We start from the raw sequence: 2,420 nt of genomic DNA on the forward strand, positions 1-2,420 counted from the left end.
TGTAGGCCGCCCGAGCCCCCGGCACCGCCGCGAAGGAGGCCGCCGCCTCGCCGTAGCGCCCGGCGGCGTAGAGCGCGGTGCCGCGCCACGCCGGATCGGGCGCCAGCGCCGCCGCAGCTCCGGGCCAGCCGAGGGCGAGAAGAACGAGCGCGAGGGCGGTCAGGACGGCCGGACCGGGGCGGACGGTGGCCATCAGGCGCTCCGGCGAAACAGCAGCAGGGCCGGCACGAGGGCGAGTAGCAGCAGCCAGCGCCCCCAATCCTGCCACGCCAGAACCGCGAGCCCGCCCCGGGCCAGCCGCCGCGGCACCGATTCGCCGACCGCCGCGAGCACGGCGGCGGGCGCCCCGGCCTCGCCGGCCGTACCGCCTCCCGCCGCCGCGAGGCCGGCGAGCGCGGTCCGGTCGGGCCGCGGCGCTCCCGGCGGTAGGGCGCGGCCGGGCACGAACAGGGTGTGGAGGCTATGGCCGTCCTCCCGCGCCAGGGCGGCGGCCTCCTGGCTGGCCGCGGCGTCGATGCCGCCGCCGTCCGACACCAGCACCACGTCGGCGGCGACGGCGCCCGATTCGCCCAGCACCCGGCGGGCGAGGGCCAGCGCCCGGGCCGGGCTGCTGCCGGCATCCGGCACCGTGCCGCCGTCGAGGGCGAACAGCACCGAGCCGAGCGCCTCGCGGTCGGTGGTCGGGGTGGCGGCGAGATAGGCGTCGCCGGCATAGACCACGAGGGCGACCGAGCGGGTGCCGGCCGCCTCCGCGACCGCCTGCGCGGCGGCCCGCGCCTCGCCGAAGCCGCCCCCTTCGGCGACCGAGCGCGACAGGTCGAGGACGATCACGGTGGCGTCGAGGTTGCGGAAGCCGCCGGCCTCCGGCCGCTCGACCGCCGGTCCCGCCAGGGCGAGGGCGAGCAGCGCCGCGAGCACCGCCAGCGCCCCCTGCGCCTGCCGCCGCCCCGGCCGCACGGCGCCGCGGGCGGCCTGGGCGGCGAGCAGCGCGGGATCGACCGCCCGCACCCAGTCCCCGAGCGGCGCCGCGTGCAGCGCCGCCCGCCACGCCAGCAGCGCGACGAGCGGCAGGGCGAGCAGCCACCACGGGCGCAGGAGAGTCAGCGCCTCGCTCATGGGGGCTCCGGGGGTGGGGGGTGGTTGCGGGTGGGCGCGAGTCCTTCCCCCGCTGCGAAGGTCTGTCCGGGGAAGGATGTGGCGCGGGATTTCTCCTCTCCCCGCGGGCGGGGAGAGGACGGCGGACCCCTCGTCGGGTCCGCCGTGAGCGCAGGCGCAGCCGAAGCGAGGGTGAGGGGGAGGAGCCTCATCCGGCACCTCCCCCTCACCCTCGCCCTGCGGGCTTGCTGCATCTCCTGAACGGAGACGCAGCCCTCTCCCCGCCCGCGGGGAGAGGAGGACCCCGTGTCCATTCTGTCTTCCGGACAGCCCTGCCGCAGAGGAGGGAGGGTCGGAGTCGCAGCTCTCGACCGGCCACCACGACGACGCCACTCACGACGATCCGCCCTCATGCCCCGCGCCTCGTCAGCAGCAGCGCCACGGCGGTGAGGAGCGCCAGCGCCCCGGGCCAGGGCCACAGGTCGCGGCGCAGGGGCACCGGCGGGGCCGGGGCGCGGTCGGCCTCCAGCTCGTCGATGGACTCGGCGACCGCCGCGAGGTCGTCGGTGGTGCGGACCCGGAACGCCCGTCCGCCGCTGGTCTCGGCGACGTCGCGCAGCGCCCGGGCATCGACCACGTCGGGGTCGCCGTCGGCCTCGCCGGTCTCGCGCGGGCCCAGCGCGATGGTGTGGACGCGGATGCCGAGCTCGCGGGCGAGTTCGGCGACGTCGTGCGGCGTCGTCTGGCCGGCATTGTTGGCGCCGTCCGAGAGCAGGACCACCACCTTCGACCGGCCCGGCGCCGCGTCGAGGCGCTTGAGGGCGAGGCCGAGGCCGTCGCCGATGCCGGTCGAGCGGCCGACGAGCCCGACCCGCGCCTCCTCCAGGGTCCGGGCGACGGCCTCGGTGTCGAAGGTGAGCGAGGCGGCGACGTCGGCCTGGTCGGCGAAGACCACGAGGCCAATGCGGTCGCCGGCCCGGCGGCGCAGGAACTCGGCTCCGACCCGCTTGACCGCGGCCAGCCGCGAGACGTTGCGGCCCTCGATCGAGAAGTCGACCCGCTCCATGCTGCCCGACAGGTCGAGCGCCAGCACGATCTCGCGGCCGGAGGCCGGCAGGGCCGCGGCCGGCAGCACGAGGCGCGGGCCGGCGAGCGCCGTCACCAGGGCGGCCCACAGGATCCAGGCGAGGACGGTCCGGCGCCGGCCATGGGCCGCCAGGGTGGCGCCGCCGCCGAGGCGCGCGGCGATCGAGTCCGGCACGCGGAGCGCGCCGCTGCCGCCGGCGCGCGCCGGCGGCAGCGGCGCGCTCCGCGTGCCGGACTCG

The 2,420-nt window shown here is 78.4% G+C and carries 2 protein-coding genes and 1 pseudogene; all 3 read right to left on the reverse strand.

Annotated features, from left to right (window positions below; translation table 11 throughout):
• Window positions 1–193 (reverse strand): annotated as a pseudogene (locus EOE48_RS28350) (hypothetical protein); the annotation flags it as partial.
• Window positions 193–1,116 carry a VWA domain-containing protein gene (locus tag EOE48_RS28355; protein ID WP_127734216.1) on the reverse strand — a complete coding sequence of 308 codons (924 nt, stop codon included), beginning with the start codon at window positions 1,114–1,116 and terminating at the stop codon, window positions 193–195. The pseudogene EOE48_RS28350 and the gene EOE48_RS28355, both read right to left, overlap by 1 nt.
• 388 nt (window positions 1,117–1,504) lie before the next feature.
• The coding region (locus EOE48_RS28360) for a VWA domain-containing protein (protein ID WP_127734217.1) at window positions 1,505–2,420 on the reverse strand (916 nt) is incomplete at its 5' end.

Origin of the sequence: Methylobacterium oryzihabitans (assembly GCF_004004555.2) — a bacterium.
Classification (GTDB): Bacteria; Pseudomonadota; Alphaproteobacteria; order Rhizobiales; family Beijerinckiaceae; genus Methylobacterium; species Methylobacterium oryzihabitans.

Excerpts from the sequence above, each read along its gene's own strand:
- EOE48_RS28355 (WP_127734216.1), bottom strand. The coding sequence starts at position 1,116 with ATGAGCGAGGCGCTGACTCTCCTGCGCCCGTGGTGGCTGCTCGCCCTG.